Raw genomic sequence first — 22,438 nt, 5'->3', positions numbered from 1 at the left:
CCGTGTTCCTCGCTCCCTGCTGTCTGAGTTGTCTGCTTATCTGCGTTGTCTGCGTTATTTATGTTGTCTGCGTTATTTACGTGTTTGCGTTGTTCGCGCGATCTGAACTTCTGTCCGCTGCCCGGCGGGCGTCGGACAATCCACTGCGTCGGCCGTCCGGCGCTTCCGCTGTCCGACGCGTCGGCCGTCCGGTGCGTCCGCGTCCGCTGTGACGCAGCTGAATTTCGTACCCACGGGAGTCTAGGCCCTGGCCAGGCCCGGCACCCCCGGCCCCCGGGCCCTCCGGGCACCGGAACCCAGCGCTCCCGGGCGCCGGAGGAGCGGGGGTTAACCCCCGGTCGAATCCACCGACCACCCCCATGGTGTGGGACGGTCGCGCCCGGCAGGCTGATCGGTATGACGGCGAGTATCGACAGGCCGGGCACTCCCGGCAGCGGCCACCCCGGTCCCCCGGGTGACGGCCGCCGCCCCGGCCGCCCGGGCGGGGGCGGCATCCGTGCCCGGGAATCCGGCGTGGGGCCGGGCACCTCCGGCACCGGCTCCACCGACGACCCCTTCGGCATCGGCACCGGCGGCTTCGGTATCGGCAGCACAGCCAGTGCACCGAACACCGGTCCCGGCATCACCGTGTCCCCCGGCTCCCCCGGCCCGGTCGGCTTCAACCGGCAGCTGGCCCGGGAAGTGCTGCACCTCCTGCTGAACCTGCCGCTCGTAGTGCTCGGCTTTGTGTACGTCGTCTGCCTGATGTCCCTGGGCATCGGACTGGCCGTGACGGTCATCGGACTGCCGCTGCTGGCGGCGGGGCTGGCCGGAGCGCGGTTGTTCGGCCGGTTGGAGCGGTCACGGGCCCGGGCGCTCCTCGCCCTGCGTGTCGAGGAGCCGAGCCCGCTGCCCGGGAGGCGCGGTCGCGGAGTGCTCCCCTGGTTGTGGACGGCGCTCGCGGACCCGGTGGCCTGGCGGACGATGCTCTACGCCTTCATCCGGCTGCCCTGGGGGGTGCCGGCCTTCGTCCTGACCCTGGTGGGCCTGATCCTCCCGTGGCCGGCGCTGCCCCATCTGGCCCGGGGGCTGAGCAATGTGGACCGGGCCATGGTGCGGGGGCTGCTCTCGCCCTCCGACGGGCTTGAGCGGCGAATAGCCGAGCTGGAATCGGACCGGGGCGTGGTCGTGGACACCGCCGCCGCCGACCTCCGCCGCATCGAGCGCGATCTCCACGACGGCGCCCAGGCCCGCCTGGTCAACCTCGCCATGGGCCTGGGGCTGGCCAAGGAGAAGCTGCTGAGCGATCCCGAGGCCGCCGCCCGGATGGTGGACGAGGCCCACGGCGAAGTGAAGACCGCCCTCCAGGAGCTACGCGACCTCGCCCGGGGCATCCACCCCGCCGTCCTCACCGACCGGGGACTCGACGCCGCTCTCTCCTCCCTCGCCACCCGCTGCACCGTCCCGGTCACCATCACCGTCGACCTGGACGAACGCCCCGCCCCCGCCATCGAGGGCATCGCCTACTTCACCCTTTCCGAACTCCTCCAGAACATCTCCAAACACAGCGGGGCCACCACCGCCGCCATCGACATCTGGCGCACCGAGGACCGGCTCCTCCTCCAGGTCACCGACAACGGCCGGGGCGGTATCGCGGTATCGCCCGGCGGCGGACTGGCGGGACTGGCCGAGCGGCTGGACGCGGTCGACGGGCTGTTCGTCCTGGAGTCACCGGCCGGCGGCCCGACCACTGTCACCGCCGAGCTTCCCTGGCGCCACCGGCCGGCCGGCCCCACCGGCTGAAGCAGCACCCCCGCGCCCGCCGGGGCAGCCCTCGGCTCGCCGGGCACGACGACGTCGGCACACCAGTCCCACACGCCGCCCGGAGACCTCGGGCCGGAAGGTGTTCCCACGGTGAACACCTCCCGCTCGGAGACCTCGGGCCGGAAGGTGTTCCCACGGTGAACACCTCGGACCAGCCCCACCCGCCGGGGGGGCCGGCCTTCCGCACGCACTCCGAGACCGGCCGGCACCCCGGCCCGGCATGACCATCACGGCACACCGGCCCAGCCATGGGGCCGATGACCTCACCCTCGGGAGAAATGGACACCCTCATGACCACGGCCTGTCGAACCGAGACCCGGCCCCCTCGACTGCCCGAGGTGCTGCGCGCTCCGCTGGCCGCGCGGACCTGGCGCGAACTGGGCCATCTGCTTCTGGGGTTCCCGCTGAGCACCTTCTACTTCAGCTGTTCCATAGCCGTGTTCGCGGCGGGCCTGGGGCTGGTCGTCACCTTCATCGGCGTTCCGGTACTGGCGGCCGGCCTACTGATGTGCCGGGGCTTCGGGGCCGTGGAGCGGGCCAGGGCACATGCACTGCTGGGGCTGGACGTGGGCGCCCCCGGGCCCGTGCGGAGCCGGTCGGGCGGTGGGCTGCTCGGATGGATGGGCGCCCTGCTGAAGAGCGGTGCCTCCTGGCGCCACTTCCTCTACTCGGTGGTGCACTTCCCCTGGGCCACCTTCGCCTTCACCGTCTCGGTGACGTTGTGGGCGTACGGCTGGGCGGCCCTGACCTATCCGCTCTGGCACTGGGTCTTCCCCGTCTACGCCGGTGTGGGCGGGCTCCAGGTGTACGGCGACGCACACCATGCGATCTATCTCGACTCGCCCATGGAGCTGGCCCTGGTCAGCCTCGTGGGGCTGGCGCTCACCCTGCTGGCGCCGTGGGTCATCCGGGGGCTGGCGGCCGTCGACCGGCTGCTGATCACCGGACTGCTCGGGCCCTCCCGTCTGGCGGACCGGGTCACGGAGCTGGAGTCGGACCGGGGCGTGGTCGTGGACACCGCCGCCGCCGACCTCCGCCGCATCGAGCGCGACCTCCACGACGGCGCCCAGGCCCGTCTGGTCAACCTCGCCATGGATCTCGGGCTGGCCAAGGAGAAGCTGCTGAGCGATCCCGAGGCCGCCGCCCGGATGGTGGACGAGGCCCACGGCGAAGTGAAGACCGCTCTCCAGGAGCTGCGCGACCTCGCCCGGGGTATCCACCCCGCCGTCCTCACCGACCGGGGACTCGACGCCGCCCTGTCCTCCCTCGCCACCCGCTGCGCCGTCCCGGTCACCATCACCGTCGACCTGGACGAACGCCCCGCCCCCGCCATCGAGGGCATCGCCTACTTCACCGTCTCCGAACTCCTCCAGAACATCTCCAAGCACGCCCGTGCCACCAAGGCCGCCGTCGACATCTGGCGGGTGGACGACCGCCTTCTGCTCCAGGTCACCGACAACGGCCGGGGCGGTGTCGCGATATCGCCCGGCGGCGGACTGGCGGGACTGGCCGAGCGGCTGGACGCGGTCGACGGGGTGCTCGCCGTCGACTCCCCGGCAGGCGGCCCGACCACCGTCACCGCCGAGCTTCCCTGGCGCGAGTGATCCCCCGCCCGGTCCCACCCGGGCCCGCCCCCTCCCGGGTTATCCACAGGCCGGTACGGCCGGATCGGATTGCTGGGATGCTGGTAGCGCACACTGGCGGAACGCCACAGAACCAGTCAAAAGGGGGCAGGGATCGTGACAGACGGAGTTCGGGTGGTCATCGCGGAGGATTCCGTACTGCTGCGGGAGGGGCTGACCCGCCTGCTGACCGATCTGGGACATGAGGTGGTCGCCGGAGTGGGGGACGGCAAGGCGCTGGTGCGGACGGTGGCCGGGCTTGCGGAGGTGGGCGGGCTGCCGGACGTGGTGGTGGCCGACGTCCGGATGCCCCCGACCCACACGGACGAGGGCGTGCGCGCGGCCGTGCGGCTGCGGAAGGAGCACCCCGGCCTGGGCGTGCTGGTGCTGTCGCAGTACGTGGAGGAGCGGTACGCCACGGATCTGCTCGCGGACGGGAGCACGCGCGGGATCGGCTATCTGCTGAAGGACCGGGTGGCCGATGTGCGGGAGTTCGTGGAGGCGGTGGTCCGGGTGGCGAGCGGCGGCACGGCCCTGGACCCCGAGGTGGTGGCGCAGCTGCTCGGGCGCAGCCGCAAGCAGGACGTGCTGGCCGGTCTGACCCCGCGCGAGCGGGAGGTGCTCACCCTGATGGCGGAAGGGCGGACCAATGCGGCGATCGCCAGACGGCTGGTGGTGAGCGACGGCGCGGTGGAGAAGCATGTGTCGAGCATCTTCCAGAAGCTCGGGCTGCCGCCGGGCGACGGAAACCACCGCCGGGTGCTGGCCGTGCTGAAGTATCTGAACTCCTGACCGGCGGCCCCCGGTCGGCTGCGAGCCGGGCCTGCGGCCGCCCGCCGCCGCACCGGTTGCCGTCCGCCGCCGGTCCGATCGCCGTCCGCCCCCGCCCAGTGGCCGTCCGCCGCTGCCCCGGCTGCCATCCGGCTCCGGTCCGGGACCTCGGCCGACTCCGAGCCGGCCGCGAGCGGTTCCCGATCGGCTCCGGGCCGGGCGTGCGGGCCCGGGCGGCTCGCGCCCGGTTCCTGGGCGGCTCCCGGCGGGCGCCGAGGCGGGAGTGGGAGCGTCGCTGAGGAGGTGACGGCGGGACGAACCGCATGATGTTCCGGGGCGCGGGCCCTGCCCGGAGACCGCGTCCGTCTCATGAACGATCCCGAAAAGGCCGGCCCCGCCGACGTAGGGTTGGCGTGGGGACGACCGGCCGGTCCGGCCGTTCCCAGAGCGTCCCCCGCCGGCGGCGGGGAGGCCCCTTGCGCAAGGGAGGACCAGTTCAGTGACCAGCCAGGTCAGCAGTCCGGCCGAGCAAGCAGACGACGCGGACGACGTCGTCGTCGGGGAACAGCGCGGCGCTCCGTCTCAGCACGGAGCGGAGAAGGAGATCCGCCGTCTGGAGCGGGTGATCATCCGGTTCGCGGGTGACTCCGGAGACGGTATGCAGCTGACAGGGGACCGCTTCACCTCGGAGACGGCCTCCTTCGGGAACGACCTGTCCACCCTGCCGAACTTTCCGGCGGAGATCCGGGCACCGGCCGGCACCCTGCCGGGGGTCTCGTCGTTCCAGCTCCACTTCGCGGACCACGACATCCTGACCCCGGGGGACGCGCCGAACGTGCTGGTGGCGATGAATCCGGCGGCGCTGAAGGCCAATATCGGGGATGTGCCGCGCGGTGGCGAGATCATCGTGAACACCGACGAGTTCGCCAAGCGGGCCATGGCCAAGGTGGGCTACGCCACCTCCCCGCTGGAGGACGGCACCCTGGAGGGCTATCACGTCCACCCGGTGCCGCTGACGACGCTGACGATCGAGGCGCTCAAGGGGTTCGGACTCTCCCGGAAGGAGGCCGAGCGCTCCAAGAACATGTTCGCGCTGGGCCTGCTGAGCTGGATGTACCACCGGCCCACCGAGGGGACCGAGGCGTTTCTGCGGACCAAGTTCGCCAAGCGGCCGGCGATCGCGGAGGCGAACGTGGCGGCGTTCCGGGCGGGGTGGAATTTCGGCGAGACCACCGAGGACTTCGCCGTCTCCTACGAGATCGCCCCGGCGACCAACGCCTTCCCGCCCGGCACCTACCGCAACATCTCCGGCAACCTCGCCCTCGCCTACGGCCTGATCGCCGCCGCCCACCAGGCGGAACTGCCGCTGTTCCTCGGCTCGTACCCGATCACCCCGGCCTCCGACATCCTCCATGAGCTGTCCCGGCACAAGAACTTCGGCGTCCGGACCTTCCAGGCCGAGGACGAGATCGCCGGCATCGGCGCCGCGCTGGGGGCGGCCTTCGGCGGTTCGCTGGCGGTGACCACCACCTCCGGCCCGGGGGTGGCCCTGAAGTCGGAGACCATCGGCCTGGCCGTCTCGCTGGAGCTGCCGCTGCTGGTGGTGGACATCCAGCGGGGCGGCCCCTCCACCGGACTGCCGACCAAGACCGAGCAGGCCGACCTGCTCCAGGCCATGTACGGGCGGAACGGCGAGGCCCCGGTGCCGGTGATCGCGCCCCGGACCCCGGCGGACTGCTTCGACGCGGCCCTGGACGCCGCCCGGATCGCGCTGACCTACCGCACCCCGGTCTTCCTGCTCTCCGACGGCTACCTGGCCAACGGTTCCGAGCCCTGGCGGATCCCCGACCCGGGCGGGCTGCCTGACCTCGGCGTCGCCTTCGCCACCGCCCCCAATCACCGGCTGGCCGACGGCACCGAGGTGTTCTGGCCCTATCTCCGCGACCCCGCGACCCTGGCCCGGCCATGGGCGGTGCCGGGCACCCCCGGGCTGGAACACCGGATCGGCGGCATCGAGAAGCAGGACGGCACCGGCAACATCTCGTACGACCCGGGCAACCACGAGCTGATGGTCCGCACCCGGCAGGCCAAGATCGACGGCATCGAGGTCCCCGATGTGACGGTGGACGACCCGGACGGCGCCCGCACCCTCGTCCTGGGCTGGGGCTCGACCTATGGGCCGATCACCGCCGCCGTCCGCCGGCTGCGCGCGGCGGGCGAACCGGTGGCCCAGGCCCATCTCCGCCACCTCAACCCCTTCCCGGCGAACCTGGGGGAGGTCCTCGGGCGGTACGCGAAGGTGGTCGTCCCCGAGATGAACCTCGGTCAGCTCGCCACCCTCGTCCGGGCCCGCTACCTCGTCGACGCGCATTCCTACAACCAGGTCAATGGCATGCCGTTCAAGGCCGAACAGCTGGCCGCCGCCCTCAAGGAGGCCATCCATGACTGAGACGACGACGCCCCCCGCCCATGGCGAGGGTGACGGAACGGCTCATGGGGCGAAACCCGGTCCGGCCCCGGCGGCGAAATCCGGGCCGGCGGCTCCGGCCGAGCCGCCCGGGGCCCTGAAGCTGGTCCCCAGGGCCGAGGCGCCGCAGACCATGAAGGACTTCAAGACCGACCAGGAAGTGCGCTGGTGCCCCGGGTGCGGGGACTACGCCGTCCTCGCCGCCGTCCAGGGCTTCATGCCGGAGCTGGGCGTGGCCCGCGAGAACATCGTCTTCGTCTCGGGGATCGGCTGCTCCTCCCGGTTCCCGTACTACATGAACACCTACGGGATGCACTCCATCCACGGCCGCGCCCCGGCCATCGCCACCGGTCTCGCCGCCTCCCGGCCCGATCTCTCCGTCTGGGTGGTCACCGGGGACGGCGACGCGCTCTCCATCGGCGGCAACCATCTGATCCACGCCCTGCGGCGGAACGTCAACCTGAAGATTTTGCTGTTCAACAACCGGATCTACGGGCTGACCAAGGGCCAGTACTCCCCCACCTCGGAGCTGGGGAAGATCACCAAGTCCACGCCGATGGGCTCGCTGGACGCCCCCTTCAACCCGGTCTCGCTGGCGATCGGCGCCGAGGCGTCCTTCGTCGCCCGGACGGTCGACTCGGACCGCAAGCACCTCACCGAGGTGCTGCGCCAGGCAGCCCACCACCCGGGCACGGTGCTGGTGGAGATCTACCAGAACTGCAACATCTTCAACGACGGCGCCTTCGAGCTGCTCAAGGACAAGCAGCAGGCCCAGGAGGCGGTGATCCGCCTGGAACACGGCCGGCCCGTCCGCTTCGGCACGGACGACACCAAGGGGGTCGTCCGCGACCCGGCCACCGGGGAGTTGGAGGTCGTCACCGTCACCCCCGGCAACGAGGACCGTGTCCTGGTCCACGACGCCCGTGCCACCAGCCCGGCCACCGCCTTCGCGCTCTCCCGCCTGGCCGACCCGGACACCCTCCACCACACACCGATCGGGGTCTACCGCTCCGTGGACCGCCCGGTCTACGACACCCTCATGAGCGAGCAGCTCGACACCGCCGCCGAGCAGCAGGGCCGGGGCGACCTGGGGGCGCTGCTCGCCGGTACCGACACCTGGACGGTCGCCGGATAGCCCCGGCGCCCCGCGGCCCCGGGGGCGGGGCCCGGCCCTCACCGGTCCGGCCCGCCCCGGGCGCCCGGCCGCCGCCGGCCTTCGGCTGCTCAGCCGGCCGACGCGGCGGCCTTCGCCTCGTCGTACTCGGTCCGCGCCCGGAGCACCTCGTCGAGTCGCCGCTCGGTCCAGCGGGCCAGCGTCCACACCTGCTCGGCCGCCTCAAGCCCGAGCGAGGTCAGCGAGTAGTCGACGCGCGGCGGAATCACCGGCTTGGCGTCGCGGTGGACGAAGCCGTCCCGCTCCAGGGTCTGGAGCGTCTGGGCCAGCATCTTCTCGCTGACACCGCCGATGGCCCGGCGCAGTTCGCTGAACCGGTACGACCGCTCCAGCAGGGCGGCGAGCACCAGCACGCCCCAGCGGCTGGTGACATGCTCCAGCACCAGCCGGGACGGGCACATGGCCTCGTTGACATCGGGCCTGGCCGCCCCGGAGGTGGCCAGGGGCGTCAGTTCCACGTTGCTTACGCTCATGTCAGTACCTTACTTCAAAGTGGGTACTTACGAATAGTGAGCGGCTTTCGTACGGTGAGGTTGTCGGCCGGGGCAGGCTCCCGGCCGCCGCGCCAGCATGGCAAGCCCACCACCGAACCGTACGGAGAAATCCTTCATGAGCATCGTCGTCACCGGAGCCACCGGCCACCTCGGTCGTCTTGTCATCGACGCCCTGCTGTCCGGCGGCATCCCGGCGGCCGGGATCGCCGCCGTCGTGCGCGACAAGGAGAAGGCCGCCGGGCTCGCGGCGCGCGGTGTGGAGCTGCGGATCGCCGACTACAGCCGCCCCGAGACCCTCGCCGGCGCCTTCCGCTCCGGCGACCGGGTGCTGCTGATCTCGGGCAGCGAGGTCGGCAGCCGGGTGGCCCAGCACACCGCCGTGATCGAGGCGGCCGGGGCGGCGGGCGTCGCCCAGCTCGCGTACACCGGCATCCTCGGCGGCCCCGAGGCGGACTTCGACCTCGCGGCCGAGCACAAGGTCACCGAGCAGCTGATCCTCGACTCGGGCCTGCCGTACACCTTCCTGCGCAACGGCTGGTACACCGAGAACTACACCGAGCACCTCGCGCCCGTGCTGGCCCACGGCGCCGTGGTGGCCAACGCGGGCGAGGGCCGGGTCGCCTCCGCCCCGCGCGCCGACTACGCGGCCGCGGCCGCCGCCGTACTGACCGGCGAGGGCCACCTTGGCCAGGTGTACGAGCTGAGCGGCGACACCGCCTGGTCCTTCGCGGAGTACGCGGCCGAGCTCAGCCGGCAGTCCGGCCGGGAGATCGCGTACCGGAACGTCCCCGCCGACGAGCACCTGGCGATCCTGACCGGTGCGGGCGTCCCCGAGGGGTTCGCGGCGGTGCTGGTCGATGTCGACAAGGCCGTCGAGCGTGGCGCCCTGGCCCGTACCAGCGGCGACCTCGCCCGGCTGATCGGCCGCCCGACCGCCCCGCTCGCCGACTCCGTCGCGGCGGCCCTCGCCACCCGCTGACCCGGCCGACCGGCCGGCCCGTGCCCGTACCGCGCCCATCGGTCATGACCGTATCGCGGTACGGGCATGACAGTCCGGCCGGCCCGCGGCTACCGTCTCCGGCAGGACGCGCTCCCTTGCAGCGGTCCACCGGGACGGGAAGGACGGGCGGGCGAGTGACGGCGAAGAGCGGCGACGACCAGCGGACGGGCCGGGCGGGTCTGCTGTACGGGCTGGGCGCGTACGGCCTCTGGGGGCTCGTCCCCCTCTTCTGGCCCCTGCTCCAGCCGGCCGGGGCCGTCGAGATCCTGGCCCACCGAATGGTCTGGTCGCTGGCCGTGGTCGCGGTCGCCCTGCTGGCGCTGCGCCGCTGGGGGTGGATAGCCGGGCTGCTCCGGCAGCCGCGCAGACTGGGGCTGATCACGGTCGCCGCCGCCGTGATCACCGTCAACTGGGGGCTCTACATCTGGGCCGTGAACACCGGCCATGTGGTGGAGGCGTCCCTCGGCTACTTCATCAATCCGCTCGTCACCATCGCCATGGGTGTGCTGCTGCTCAAGGAACGGCTGCGACCCGCCCAGTGGGCGGCGGTCGGCATCGGACTCGCCGCCGTGGTGGTGCTCGCGGTCGGATACGGTCGGCCGCCATGGCTCTCGCTGGCCCTGGCGTTCTCGTTCGCGACCTACGGGCTGGTCAAGAAGAAGGTCAACCTCGGCGGCCTGGAGTCGCTGGCGGCCGAGACCGCCATTCAGTTCCTGCCCGCGCTGGCCTTTCTGCTGTGGCTCGGCGCCCGGGGCTCCGGCTCCTTCGGCACCAGGGGCGCCGGACACGCCGCCCTGCTGGCCGCGACCGGTCTGGTCACCGCCGTGCCGCTCATCCTCTTCGGCGCGGCGGCGATCCGGGTGCCGCTCTCCACCCTGGGCCTGCTCCAGTATCTGACCCCGGTCTTCCAGTTCCTGCTGGGCGTCCTGCACTTCCACGAGGAGATGCCGCCCGAGCGCTGGGCCGGGTTCGCCCTGGTGTGGCTGGCCCTGTCGGTGCTCACCTGGGACGTCCTCCGCGCCACCCGGCGCGCCCGCCTCGGAGCGCCGGGCCCGTCGGCCGTTCGCCGGCCGGGGACCTTTTCCCGCCGCTGATCACTCCTCTCGAATGGCGCCGTACCGATTAACCGGCCTCACACCGGCGGCAAACCGGAAACAAACCCGGCTGGTCTTCCATTTCCAGCCATTATCGACATAAGGCCTTCTTTTCGCCGCCCTCTTGACTTGCCTACTCAGCGGGCCCGGCCCGGGTCGGCGGCCGGCCGAGGGGCGCTTGTTTCCGGACGCGTCGAGCCGGCCCGGGAAGCGTCAGGCACTGCCCACCGCCGCCCACCGTCGCTAGAGTCGGCGCGAACTCTTCGATCGCATTCGGAGGGTGGGCGGGGAGGGGATCAGAGGTGCGCAATGGCGTGAAGCGGCTCCTCGCGGACAGCGCTCACCCGGGAGCCGATCGGTGCCGATTACGGCGTACTCCGACTCCTGGACTCCCGCGCGGTGGACCGGACGGGAACGGACCCCTCCCGGCATGATCGCCACGAGCCGCCGGGAGTACGGGATAAGCCAGGTCCGGCGCGCCTGACGGTCGTCACGACGGGACGGCAAGGGCAGCCGGACACCAATGGCACGGCAATGGCGCGGCGACGGTGACGGCGGGGCGGCGACGCACCCCGCGGGACCTGCTGCAATGACGGCGCAGAACGCGCGCAGGACGTGCGCAGGACGCTCTCAGGGGCCGTGCCGAGTGCCGCAGGGGTCCGGCGCGGGTACCGAGCAAGCCCGGCGCAGGCCCGGCGCAAGAAAGGTTCCCCGGCCCGGTTCCGGGAACGGTATTCCCTCAGGACACGAAAGCCCTTGCCGTATCCGCAGGACACCGTCGGCCCTGCACCGCCGACCACCAAAGGCTCACGCGTTCGACCGGATCGCCCCGAAAGGACATGGACGCCTATGTCAGCATTCCGGTTGACCGCTCTTTTCCGTGACACGTAGACTTTGACAAAATCAGACCGGCGCAAAGCTGCCCACATTTAGACGCATGGGTCGCGCCGCTTTCTCTTCGGTCACGCCCGGGTGCGCTCGGCCACGCCCGGCCGGGCAAGAGCCGTCAGCAGTCGATATCAGGCTTCTCATTCTGGAGTGGACCGGGTCGTATTCATTCGGTGTTCGCGGGGAATACTCTTCCTTAAGGGGGATCTCAGCAATGATCAGAACCGGGGCGGATCCGACCGGCATCCGAGCCACGGAAAAGAGAACACCCACCGTCCGGGCGACCGCGCCACGCACCGGCCGGCCCGACGAAGAACGACTGGTCATGACCCGGGTCGGACTGCGCTTCTCCACCGGCCTCAGTTTTGAGGAGTGGGAGCGGGTCGGCCGGCACCTCTCCGGAATTGTCGACTCGTCGTCCTGGTGCCTCGGGGACTGGCTGATGTACGGCAAGGAGCACTACGCCGACCGCTATCAGCGGGCCATTCGCGCCGCCGGACTCCAGTACCAGACGCTGCGCAACTACGCCTGGGTCGCGCGGCAGTTCCCGCTCCAGAGGCGGCGGGGCCGGCTCAGCTTCCAGCATCACGCCGAGGTCGCCTCCCTCCCGCTCGACCAGCAGGACCGGCTGCTCGACCTGGTGGAGCGCAACGGGTGGACCACCAAGCAGCTGCGGACGCGCATCCAGGGTGAACGGGCCGGCTGCGAGGAGGAGAAGGAGGACCTCGCGCTGATTCCCCGCATTCAGGTGCCCAGCGGCCGGCTCTCGTCGTGGCGCAGGGCCGCCGACCGATCGGGAACGGACTTCGGCAGCTGGGTGCTGTCGGTGCTCGACCGGGCGGCCGAGCAGGAACTCGGGGAGCGGGAGCGGACGTTCGGCAGGCGGCCGGGCGGGGCGCCGGCCTGAGCGGGCGCCGGCCTGAGCGGGCGCCACCGGCGGCCGTACTCCCGCTCCCCCGCGACGCCGGGCCCGGGACGGCGGCAGTTCCAGGCCCGGTCCGGCGCCGCTCCCGGTCGGACACCGTTCCCGGTCGGACACTGTTGCCGGGGCCCGGCGGACAGCCGCCCGCGGCCGGGTCACGCTCCCGGAGCTCCGGCGGGCGGCCCCTCCCCACCGCGCTCCGTTTCCGGCCGGCTACGGCTCCCGGCCGGGTCCCGTGCCCGGCCGCGCTCCGGTCTCAGCCGTGCGCCGGGGTGGGTCCGGCCAGCGAGTAGGGGTCGAGCAGGTCCTCCGGGCGGCCCTCCAGCGGCACCTTCGTCCCGAGTTCCAGCTCCGTCGCCAGCTCCATGATCACGTCCAGCGCGAGATGGTCCTCGGACGCGACCCCCGTCGAGTCGAAGACCGTCAGCCGCTCGCGGAACCCGGCCACCTCCTCCGGACGCGCGCACACCTGGGCGAGGGAGGGGCCGATCTCCGCCTCGGTCAGCTGCTGGCACTCCCCCTCCCGCAGCGCCTGGCCCCGGTGGTCCACGCAGACCAGGGCCCGGCGCAGCAGGCCGGCCGGCAGCTCGGTCTTGCCCATCTCGTCCGCGCCGATCGAGTTGATGTGCAGATGCGGCCGGTGCGCGCCGTCCGGCACCACCGGGCCCGCGCCCACCGGCACGGAGGTGGCGGTGCACAGGACGTCCGCCTCCGCGAGGATCTCCTCCGGCCGCGCGGAGCGCACATCCAGGCCGAGGAAGTCCACCCGCCGGGCGAAGCCACGCTCGTGCTCTGGGTCGATGTCGTGCACCAGCACCGTGCCGATGTCCAGGACCTGGCTGAGCCCGTGCAGCTGGGTCACCGCCTGGCACCCGGTACCGATCAGCCCGACGGTCCGGGAGCCGGGGTGCGCCAGCCGGCTCGTCGCGACCGCCGAGGCGGCACCGGTACGGACAGCGGTGAGCAGGACGCCGTCGGTGAGGGCGATGAGCCGCCCGGTGTCGTCGTCGATCCGGGCGATGGTGCCCAGGATCGTCGGCAACCGGTGGGCGGTGATGTTCCAGGGGCTGTACGCGACGGTCTTCACCGTGACGCCGAGGCCGGGCTCCCGGTGCGGCATCGTCTCGATGACGCCCGGCACGCCGCCGGTCCGGGTGAAGCCGGTACGCATCGGGGATTCGCTCCGTACCCCCTGCCCCAATTCCGTGAATCCCTTGTCGAGAGCGGAAATCATCCGCCGCATCAGCGCGTCCCGGCCGACGATGTGCAGCATGCGCGCGACATCGTCCTGACCGATCAGCCAGGTGTTCTCCACAGACCTCTCCTCATCTCGGGAACTCAGGGGCTCGGGGATTCAAGGGCCCAGGGACTCAGGCGCTCAAAGCCTCAGGGGCTTAGGGCTCAGGGCTCAAGGGCCCGGTGAACTCGGGGGAGCTCAGGGGCCAGGGAGCTCGCGGCGGCATTTCGGTGTGTCGGCCGTGCCTTCTCAGGGGTGGGCCGCGCGCCGGCGGGTGCGAGGCGCGCGGGCCCGGAATACCGGAACACACGCGTACCAGCGGCGGGGACGCTCATTCGGCCCGGCCTGCCGACGGAACGGAGCGCTTCCGGGAATCGGCGCGCGGCCGGAGCCGCGCCGGGGGCCGTCACGCTAGCAGCCGGTCCTGCGGTTCGCTAACACGGTTCGCTTGGCCAACACCGCTCAATCACAGGCGACTTGAGCATTCGAAGTGGTACGGAGCCACTTGTCGGTCACCAGCGGGTGCGCCGCCGAACGGAGTCGGCCGTGTCCTGTCGACAGGACGGCTCGGCGCGGGGCCCGGACAAGCCTGCCCCAAGTCTTTCAAGCGAGTTGACCCTCCGATCACCGGCGCAGAGTCTGAAGACGTCCACGTGGTCCCCCTTGGTGAATCAGTGTGGAGGAGAGGTTCCCGCATGCGGTCTCCGAGTGTGTCGTCCGCCCAGGAACGCTTCTGGGTCGCTCAGCGGCTGACACCCGATGTGCCCAACAATGTGACGGCCCTGTGGGAGATCACCGGCCCCCTGGACACCGGCCTGTTGGAGAACGCGCTGCGGCTGGTACTCGAAAACACCCCCACCCTCCTGGTGAACTTCCGTTCGGAGACGACCGCCGAGGCCTCGGAGGCGGGCGGCGCGGACGGGGAGGGCGGGGAGGGCGGGCGCCCGTGCCAGGTACCGCGCCCCCTCGGACCCTGGTGCCCCTTCACGGTCGATCTGAGCGACCGGCCCGACCCGGAACGGGCGGCCCGCACCCTGGTGTCCGAACTTGTGTCCGACCCCTTTGATCTGGAGCGCGATCTGCTCTTCCGCGCCGGATCGATCCGGCTGGCCGAGCGGCGCCATGTCCTCGTACTGGCGTTCCCGCACATCGTCACGGACGCCCATGGCGCCTTCACCCTGCTGTCCCCCCGGATCGCCGAGGTGTACCGCGCGCTGAGGGCCGGTCGGCCGGTGTCCGCGCCCGCCTGGGTCGGCCCCGAGGAGCTGGCGGCGGCCGACGCACGCTACCGGGAGTCGGACCGCCACGCGCGGGACACGGCGTTCTGGCGGGAGTACCTCGCAGACACCACGCAGGCGGCCCGGCCGCCACGGGGCCTCACCCCGGACCCGGCGCCCGCGTTCCGGGCGGCCGCCCGGGACTGGGGCGGCGTCGCGGAGCCCCTCGGGGTGCGCAATCACACCGTGGCCGTACCGGGCCGGGAGGCGGAAGCCTGGGCGCGTACGGCCGAGTCGGCGGGCACCACCCTGCCGACCCTGCTCACGGCGGCCACCGCCCTGTTCCTGCGGAACCTGTGCGACCTGCCGGAGCCGCTGCTCTCGCTGACGGTCGGCAACCGGGTCGGCCCGGCGCGCGCCACCCCGGCCGTGCTGTCCAACATCGTGCCGCTGCGGCTGCCGGTGCCGCCGGCGGCGAGCCCGGCCGAGCTGGCGCGGGCGCTCACGGACGCCAAGCGGACGGTCTTCCGCCATGCCGCGCTCCAGATCTCCGAGATCCGGCGGGCCGTCGGCGCGGGTGGCGCCGAGCGCAGTCCCTTCGGGGCCATCGTCAACATCATGCCGCCCGTCGGACGGCTCGACTTCGCCGGCAGCCCGGCGTCCTTCGCCGGCGGCTCCTTCGGGGTCGTCGACGAGGTGATGATCTCGGTGTACCGGGAGGGGGAGGGCCGCCCCGGCGACGAGTTGTATGTGCGGGTGGACCTGCCGGCGGCCCACTACGACGACACCGACGCCCGGGCCCTGAGCGAGCGGCTGGCCGCCTTTCTGCGGACCACGATGGCCCGCACACACGCCCCGGCGCGATCCCTCGACATGCTGGGCGCGTCCGAACGGACGCTGCTCACGGAGGAGTTCGACGCCACCGCGGTCGACCGGCCGCTCGTGACCATTCCCGAGCTGTTCGAGCGGCAGGCCGCCGCCACGCCCGACGCCGTGGCCGTGCTGGTCGACACCCCCGGGGCCGCGGACACGCCCGGTGCCGGCGACGACGGAGCCTCGCTGTCCTACCGGGAGCTGCACCGGAGGGCATCCGGGCTGGCGCGGATTCTCCGTGCCCATGGGGTCGGTCCGGAGCGGATCGTCGCGGTCGCCGTCCCCCGGTCCGCCGAGCTGGTGGTGTCGCTGCTGGGGGTGCTCCTGGCCGGCGGGGCGTATCTGCCCGTGGACCCCTCGCTGCCCGCCCGGCGCATCGCGGAGATGCTGCGGGACGCCGATCCGGCCGTACTGCTCACCACCGCCGGGCTGGAACCCTCGCTGCCCCGGACGGCCGCCGCGCGTCTGGCGGTGGACGCCCTGCCGGAGCGGGACGCCGAGCCGGAGCCCGGGTCGAAGCCGAAGCCGATCGGCCGGGCCCAGGCGGCTCCCCGCCCCCTTTCCGCTCCCGGCCCGGTCTCCGCCTCCGGCCCGGCCTCCGGTCCCGGTCCGGTCCCCGCTCCCGACCCCGCCCACCCGGCGTATGTGATCTTCACTTCGGGCTCCACGGGCCGTCCCAAGGGGGTGGTCGTCTCCCACGGCGCGATCGCCAACCGGCTGCTGTGGATGCAGGACACGTACGGTCTCGGCGCCGGTGACCGGGTGCTCCAGAAGACACCCGCCGGCTTCGACGTCTCGGTCTGGGAGTTCTTCTGGCCGCTGATCACCGGCGCGGCGCTGGTGGTGGTCCGCCCCGAGGGCCACAAGGACCCGGCCCATCTGGCCGCGCTGATCCGGGAACGGGCCGTCACCACCGCGCACTTCGTGCCCTCGATGCTGGCCGAGTTCCTGCGCGACGAGAACGCCTTCGGGGCCGCCGGGGCCGGACTGCGCCGTGTGTTCTGCAGCGGCGAGGCGCTCTCCGCCGAGCTGGTGGAGCGGTTTCACGCGGTGTTCGGCAGTGAACCGGGCACCGGGCCCGGCACTGGGCCGGGCGGCGAACCGGACACCGGGCCCGGCACCGGGCCGGGCGGCGAACCGGACACCGAGCCGGGCACCGGGTCCGGCACCGAGCTGCACAATCTGTACGGCCCCACCGAGGCGGCCGTGGACGTCACCGCCTGGCCCTGCCGGACCGGCGTCTCCCCGGTCCCCATCGGCCGCCCCATTCACAACACCGGGCTCCATGTCCTGGACTCCTGGCTGCGCCCGGTGCCCCGGGGCGTGCCCGGCGAGCTGTATCTGACCGGCGCGGGGCTCGCCCGCGGCTACCTCGGCCGGCCCGGTCTGACCGCCGAGCGGTTCACCCCCGATCCGTACGGTCCGCCCGGGACGCGCATGTACCGCACCGGCGACCTGGCCCGCTGGAACGCCGACGGCCAGGTCGAGTTCCTGGGCCGGGCCGACCACCAGGTCAAGGTCCGGGGCTTCCGGGTCGAGCCGGGTGAGATCGAGTCGGCGCTGCTGCTCCACCCCGGTGTGGCCCGGGTCGCCGTCGTCGCCCGGGAGGACCGGGGCGGTACGGAGGACCGGGGCGGTCCGGGGGCCGGCGGTCCCGCGCGACTCATCGCCTATGTCGTCCCCGTGGGCTCCGGTGGGGTCGGCAGCAGCGTGGCGGGCGAGGCCGGCGACATCGACTTCCGGGCCGGTGCCGACCCGGCCGAGCTGCGGGCGTTCGCCGCCGCCCGGCTGCCCGAGTACATGGTGCCGGCCGGCTTCGTGGCGCTGGACCGGCTGCCGCTCGGCCCCAACGGCAAGCTGGACCGCGCGGCCCTGCCCGCGCCCACGTTCGGCGGCCCCGCGCACCGGGCGCCGGACAGTCCCGCCGAGCGGCAGCTCGCCGCCGCCTTCGCGGATGTGCTGGGTGTCGAACGGGTGGGCGCCGACGACGACTTCTTTCTGCTCGGCGGCGACAGCATCCGGGCCATCCAGGTCGTCTCCCGCGCCACCGGGCTGGGGCTGCGGCCCCGGGACGTCTTCGCCCACCGGACCGTCGCCGCGCTCGCCCGGGCGGCCGACGAGCGGACCGCGAGCGGCACGGACACCGCCGTCCGGGAACCCGAGGGCGCCCATCTGGGACGGACGCCGCTGCTGCCGGTGGCGGCCTTCCATGCCGAACAGGGGCCCGTCTTCGCCCGGTTCGCCCAGTGGCTCGCCCTCGAACTGCCCGTCGGCATCGAGGCCGACGCGCTGACCTCGGTCCTCGACGCGGTGCTGGCCCGGCACGATGTGCTGCGGGCCCGTCTGGTGTACGACTCCGAGGGCGCCGCCCTGGACATCCCGCCGCCCGGCGCGACCGACGCCCGGCACCTTCTGGACCGGGTGCGGCTGGACACCGTACGGCCCGGGGACGGATGCCCCGGCGGGGAGGCGGCCGACGGCGGGACGACGGCGGCCCGGCTGCGGGAGGTGGCAGCGGCGGCGGTGGCCCGGCTGGACCCGGCGGCCGGGGCGATGGTGCGGTTCGGCTGGCTGGACGCGGGCCCCGGGGCCCCCGGCCGGCTCGTGGTCGCCGTCCACCATCTGGCCGTCGACGGGGTGTCCTGGCGCGTCCTGCTGCCCGACCTCGCCACCGCCTGGCAGCAGGTACGGTCCGGCCGGACGCCGCGACTGCCCCCGGTGGGCACCTCGTTGCGGGGCTGGACCCGGGCCCTGGCGACGGAGGCCGGCCGCTCCGACCGGGCCGGGGAACTGGCGTACTGGCGCGAGACGGTGGCGGCGCCCGAGCCGCTCCTCGGCGCCCGGCCGCTCGACCCCGCGACGGATGTCGCCGCCACCGTGGAGACCATCCGGGTCGAGCTCCCGGCCGCGCTGACCGGCGCCCTGCTCACCGCGCTCCCGGCCGCCTTCCACGGCAGTGTCGAGGACGGGCTGCTCGCCGCGCTGGCCATGGCGGTCGTCCGGCGGCGCCGTACCCGGGAGGGGTCCCAAGGGGCGCCGGACGCCGCCACGGTGATCCGGCTGGAGGGGCACGGCCGGGAGGAGGACGTCGTGCCGGGCGCCGAACTCTCCCGTACGGTCGGCTGGTTCACCAGCCTCTGTCCGGTCCGGCTCGATCTCACCGGCCGCGATCTGGACGAGGCGTTCGCCGGGGGCGCCGCCGCCGGCGAGGTCCTCACGGCGGTCAAGGAGCAACTGCGCGCGGTTCCCGGCAAGGGCATCGGCTACGGGCTGCTGCGCCACCTCAACCCCGCGACCGCGCCCGAGCTGAGCGCGCTCCCGATGGGCCAGATCCAGTTCAACTACCTGGGCCGGTTCTCCGCCGCCGACCTGCCCGAAGGGCTGCGCGGGCAGGGCTGGAACCGGGCCCCGGAGACCCCGGCACCGGTCGCCGCGCCCGCCCCGGACACACCGGCGCCGGCCGCCCTCGACATCGGTGTGGTCGTCACGGGCACGGGCACGGGCGTGGGCACGCACACCGGCACCGGAACGGACACCGGTCCGGGCCCGGGGATCGGCACGCACACCGGCGCCGACCCCGGCGCCGCCCCGGGTTCAGGCACCGGCCCCGGCGCCGCCCCGGGTTCAGGCACCGGCACCGGTGCCGAGCCGGGCGCCGAGCGCCTCACCGCGCTGTTCTCCTTCCCCACCGGAGTGCTCACCGCCGCCGAGGTCCGGGAACTGGCCGGCCTGTGGCAGCGGGCGCTGGAGGGCCTCGCCCGGCATGTCACCGAGCACGGCGGAGGCGGTCTCACCCCCTCCGACCTGCCCCTGGTGCGGGTCACTCAGCGCGACCTGGACCGCTGGCAGCGGCGCCACACCGGTCTGGTGGACGTCTGGCCGGCCACCCCGCTCCAGTCCGGCCTGCTCTTCCACTCCGCCCTGGCCGGCGAGGCCCCAACGGCCGTCGCGGGGGCTCCTGGTGGGGAGACCGACGCCTATCAGATGCAGTATGTCGTCCACCTCGACGGAGCCGTCGACCCCGGCCGGCTGCGGGCGGCCGGTCAGGCGCTGCTCGACCGCCATCCCAATCTGCGCACCGCGTTCGTCACCGACTCGGCCGGGGACCGGGTGCAGCTCGTCGTGGACGGTGTCGCCCTGCCCTTCCGCCACCACGATCTGACCCGCCTCGCACCGGAGGCCCGCGCGGCGGCCCTGGGCGGGCTGCTGGCCGAGGACCGCGCCCGCCGCTTCGACCCCGAGACCCCGCCGCTGCTGCGGTTGACCCTGGCGGTGACGGCCGAGCGGCGGGCCGAACTCGTCCTCGCCGTCCACCATGTGCTGCTCGACGGCTGGTCGCTGCCGCTGCTGCTGCGCGAACTCCTGCGGCTGTACGGCTCCGGGGGCGCCGCCCATGCCCTGCCGCCGGCCCCGCGCTACCGGGACTTCCTGGCCTGGCTCGCCCGGCAGGACCGCGCCGGGGCCGCCCGGCGGTGGGCCGCCACGCTCGCCGGGGTGACGGAACCGGTGCTGCTCGCGCCCGGCCGCGCGCCCCGGTCCGGCACCCCGGGCGTCGGCCACACCGATGTACCGCTGGAGCCCGGAGACGCGGCCGCGCTGGCCCGCTGGGCCGCCGAGCGGGCCGTCACCCTCAGCACCCTGGTCCAGGGGGCCTGGGCGGTACTGCTCTCCCGGCTCACCGCCCGCGACGACGTGGTGTTCGGCGCCACCGTCTCCGGGCGTCCGGCCGCGCTGACCGGGGTGGACGAGATGATCGGCATGTTCGTCAACACCGTCCCGGTACGCGTCGATTGCGCGCCAGGAACCACCTTCGAACAACTGCTGACCGACCTCCAGGAACAGCAGGCGGCGCTGCTGGACCACCAGCACCCGAGCCTGGCGGACATCCAGCGGACGACCGGGCTCGACGCCCTCTTCGACACCCTGGTCGTCTTCGAGTCGTTCCCCGTGGACCGGGCGGGCCTGAGCGCGGCCACCGCCGCCTCCGGGGTGACCGTCACCGGGATCCGCCCCTTCGCCGCCACCCACTACCCGCTCACCCTGCTCGCCGCCGCCGACCCCCGGCTGCGGCTGTCGCTCCAGTACCAGCGCGATCTGTACGACGACGAAGCGGCCGAACGGCTCGCCGGCCGGCTGGCCCGGGTGCTGCGGCACCTCGTCGGCCGGCCCCGGGCCGCCGTCGGCCGGATCGACGTACTGGAGCCCGCCGAACGGGAGTTGCTGGACGCCTTCCAGGACACGGCGGTGCCCACCCCGCCGCTCACCCTGACCGAGCTGTTCGAACGGCAGGCGGCCGCCGGCCCGGAAGCCGTCGCCGTGGTCTGCCACGACATCACCCTCAGCTACCGCGACCTCAACGCCCGTGCCAACCGGCTCGCCCGGCATCTGATCCGGCGCGGCATCGGCCCGGAGTCCGTGGTCGCGGTCGCCCTCCCGCGCACCCCCGAGCTGGTCGTCGCCCTGCTCGGTGTGCTCAAGTCAGGCGCGGCCTATCTCCCCGTCGACCCCGGGCACGGCGCGGGCCGGCTGGCGGCGGTGCTCGCCGCCGGCCGGCCCGCGCTGATCGTGACGGACACGCCCAGCGGGGCCGTACTGCCGGACGGCGAGGTGCCCCGCCTCTACCTGGACGAGGTACGCGCCCCCGCCGGAGGGGAGAGGGCCGGCGCGACCGCCGCCGGACGGGACGTGGCTGACGCGGACACCGGCCGGGACACGACGGGCCCGGACGCCGCCGGTGCCGGTGCCGGGGCCAGTGCCGATCCCACCGACGCCGAACGGATCCGGCCGCTGCGCCCCGGCAATCTGGCGTACGTCATGAGCACTTCCGGCACCACCGGGGTGCCCAAGGGGGTGGCCGTCACCCACGCCGCCGCGGTCAACGCCGTGCTGCGCATGCCGGACTGGCTCGCCGTGCCGCCCGGTTCGCGCACCCTGGCGGGCACCTCGGTCGCCTTCGACATCTCGGTGTTCGAGATCTTCTCCGCGCTCTGCTCCGGCGGCACCCTGGAGCTGGTCCGGGACGTCCTGGTGCTGGCCGAGCGCGGCAGCTGGGCGGGCGGTGTCATCAGCACCGTGCCCTCGGCGCTCGCGGAGCTGGTGGACCAGCTGACCGGCCGGATCAAGGCCGACACGGTGGTGTTCGGCGGCGAGGCGCTCCCGGCCGAACTCACCCGCAAGGTGCGCGAGGCCATCCCGGGCGTCCGGGTGGTCAACACCTACGGCCCCTGCGAGACCTTCTACACCACCGCCTTCGCGCTCTCCGGCGCCCGGACGTGGGACGGCTCCGGAAGCCTGCCGCTCGGCACCCCGCTGCCCAACCTCCGGGTCCATCTGCTCGGTCCTGCCCTGAGCCCCGTACCGCCGGGCGTCGTCGGCGAGTTGTACGTCTCCGGCGACGGCATGGCCCGCGGCTATCACGGCCGCCCGGGACAGACGGCCGAGCGGTTCGTCCCCGACCCGTTCGGCCCGCCCGGCAGCCGGATGTACCGCACCGGCGACCTCGCCCGCATGGACGGCGACGGAAACCTGATCTTCGTGGGCCGCAGTGACCACCAGGTCAAGATCCGGGGCCATCGGGTGGAGCCGGCCGAGGTGGAGGCCGTCCTCACCGCCCACCCGGCGGTGACCCAGGCCGCCGTGGTGGCCCACCGGGGCCGCGGTACGGGTGGCGGCGGCCGGCAGCTGGTGGCGTACGCCGTCCTGGCCGACGAGGGCGCCGGGGTGGTGACCGGCGAGGAGCTCCGGGCCTTCCTGGGCGAACGGCTGCCGGACTTCATGGTTCCGGCCGCCGCCATGGTGCTCGACCGGCTGCCGCTGACCGCCAACGGGAAGCTCGACCGTACGGCGCTGCCCGAGCCGGAGTTCGGCTCGGGGGCG

General features: G+C 73.3%; 11 protein-coding genes. 9 read left to right on the top strand and 2 right to left on the bottom strand.

The features are described from left to right. Positions 1 to 621: 621 nt before the first annotated feature. The 5 genes from NX801_RS27800 to NX801_RS27780 all read left to right on the top strand — a co-directional run bounded on the left by NX801_RS27800 (position 622) and on the right by NX801_RS27780 (position 7,798). Positions 622 to 1,782, top strand: a complete 1,161-nt coding sequence (locus NX801_RS27800) for a sensor histidine kinase (protein ID WP_258790743.1) — start codon at positions 622 to 624, stop codon at positions 1,780 to 1,782. Between the two features lie 299 nt (positions 1,783 to 2,081). After that, on the top strand, positions 2,082 to 3,407 hold the full coding sequence (locus NX801_RS27795) for a sensor histidine kinase (protein WP_258790702.1): 1,326 nt from the start codon (positions 2,082 to 2,084) through the stop codon (positions 3,405 to 3,407). A gap of 153 nt (positions 3,408 to 3,560) precedes the next feature. Beyond that, positions 3,561 to 4,217: a LuxR C-terminal-related transcriptional regulator gene (locus tag NX801_RS27790; protein ID WP_309505920.1), complete on the top strand. Its 657-nt coding sequence runs from the start codon at positions 3,561 to 3,563 to the stop codon at positions 4,215 to 4,217. Between the two features lie 478 nt (positions 4,218 to 4,695). Next, entirely contained in the window at positions 4,696 to 6,645 is a 1,950-nt protein-coding gene (locus NX801_RS27785) for a 2-oxoacid:acceptor oxidoreductase subunit alpha (protein WP_258790701.1), read from the top strand. A 151-nt stretch (positions 6,646 to 6,796) separates the two neighbouring features. Continuing rightward, complete coding sequence (locus NX801_RS27780; RefSeq protein ID WP_258790741.1) at positions 6,797 to 7,798, top strand: 2-oxoacid:ferredoxin oxidoreductase subunit beta; 1,002 nt, start codon at positions 6,797 to 6,799, stop codon at positions 7,796 to 7,798. 89 nt (positions 7,799 to 7,887) lie between these two features. Here the strand turns inward: NX801_RS27780 and NX801_RS27775 are convergent, their stop codons facing one another. Next, positions 7,888 to 8,310 (bottom strand): winged helix-turn-helix transcriptional regulator, encoded by a 423-nt coding sequence (locus NX801_RS27775; RefSeq protein ID WP_258790700.1) that lies wholly within the window; start codon positions 8,308 to 8,310, stop codon positions 7,888 to 7,890. Positions 8,311 to 8,446: 136 nt separating this feature from the next. Here NX801_RS27775 and NX801_RS27770 point away from each other — a divergent pair, with 136 nt between their 5' ends. The 3 genes from NX801_RS27770 to NX801_RS27760 all read left to right on the top strand — a co-directional run bounded on the left by NX801_RS27770 (position 8,447) and on the right by NX801_RS27760 (position 12,220). After that, positions 8,447 to 9,310, top strand: coding sequence for an SDR family oxidoreductase (locus tag NX801_RS27770; RefSeq protein WP_258790699.1), 864 nt, complete (start codon positions 8,447 to 8,449; stop codon positions 9,308 to 9,310). A 155-nt stretch (positions 9,311 to 9,465) separates the two neighbouring features. Next, a complete protein-coding gene (gene rarD / locus NX801_RS27765; RefSeq protein ID WP_258790698.1) occupies positions 9,466 to 10,425 on the top strand; it encodes an EamA family transporter RarD in 960 nt (319 codons plus the stop codon). 1,213 nt (positions 10,426 to 11,638) lie between these two features. After that, positions 11,639 to 12,220, top strand: a complete 582-nt coding sequence (locus NX801_RS27760) for an LmbU family transcriptional regulator (protein WP_258790697.1) — start codon at positions 11,639 to 11,641, stop codon at positions 12,218 to 12,220. Positions 12,221 to 12,491: 271 nt separating this feature from the next. Here the strand turns inward: NX801_RS27760 and NX801_RS27755 are convergent, their stop codons facing one another. Beyond that, positions 12,492 to 13,550 (bottom strand): ornithine cyclodeaminase family protein, encoded by a 1,059-nt coding sequence (locus NX801_RS27755; RefSeq protein ID WP_258790696.1) that lies wholly within the window; start codon positions 13,548 to 13,550, stop codon positions 12,492 to 12,494. Positions 13,551 to 14,167: 617 nt separating this feature from the next. On the opposite strand from NX801_RS27755, the gene NX801_RS30880 reads away from it, so the two are divergent. Then, positions 14,168 to 22,438: non-ribosomal peptide synthetase (locus NX801_RS30880; RefSeq protein WP_309505919.1), on the top strand; the 8,271-nt coding region annotated here is incomplete at its 3' end.

This window comes from Streptomyces pyxinae (assembly GCF_024756275.1).
In the GTDB taxonomy this organism is placed as follows: domain Bacteria; phylum Actinomycetota; class Actinomycetes; order Streptomycetales; family Streptomycetaceae; genus Streptomyces; species Streptomyces pyxinae.
Note: the sequence above shows the minus strand (reverse complement) of the source record. Positions and strands in the feature narration are given on the sequence as shown.

Bases quoted from the DNA above. Each gene is read 5' to 3' on its own strand.
- NX801_RS27795 (WP_258790702.1), top strand. From the start codon at position 2,082: ATGGACACCCTCATGACCACGGCCTGTCGAACCGAGACCCGGCCCCCT.
- NX801_RS27780 (WP_258790741.1), top strand. From the start codon at position 6,797: ATGAAGGACTTCAAGACCGACCAGGAAGTGCGCTGGTGCCCCGGGTGC.
- NX801_RS27775 (WP_258790700.1), bottom strand. From the start codon at position 8,310: ATGAGCGTAAGCAACGTGGAACTGACGCCCCTGGCCACCTCCGGGGCG.
- NX801_RS27770 (WP_258790699.1), top strand. From the start codon at position 8,447: ATGAGCATCGTCGTCACCGGAGCCACCGGCCACCTCGGTCGTCTTGTC.
- NX801_RS27760 (WP_258790697.1), top strand. From the start codon at position 11,639: ATGACCCGGGTCGGACTGCGCTTCTCCACCGGCCTCAGTTTTGAGGAG.